Below are 318 nucleotides of genomic sequence, written 5' to 3'. Positions count from 1 at the left end.
GCCGCCGAAGGTGGGATAGATGATTGGGGTGAAGTCGTAACAAGGTAGCCGTATCGGAAGGTGCGGCTGGATCACCTCCTTTCTATGGAGAATCGTTTCCCGAGTGGAAACATTCAAATAAGCAGGTTCTCTGAACCTGCGACAGCGATTCATTTCGGTCCATCACTTCATGTGTGGATGAAATGAAGAGCAAAACTTACTCACTCGTTGCTCAGTTTTGAGAGCTCAAACTCTCAAAACAGCTTGCTTTTGCATGGAGCTTGTTCTTTGAAAACTAGATATCGAAACGAAAATTGCGAATTAGAACATTCCTTTTAG

Annotated in this window: 1 rRNA gene; it reads left to right on the top strand. The window is 44.3% G+C overall.

The features are described from left to right. Window positions 1-82, top strand: a 16S ribosomal RNA gene (locus tag HP552_RS00490); the annotation flags it as partial. Window positions 83-318: the final 236 nt, after the last annotated feature.

Source organism: Paenibacillus xylanilyticus (genome assembly GCF_013359935.1).
Lineage (GTDB): Bacteria > Bacillota > Bacilli > Paenibacillales > Paenibacillaceae > Paenibacillus > Paenibacillus xylanilyticus.
This window is presented reverse-complemented; position numbering and strand designations above follow the sequence as displayed.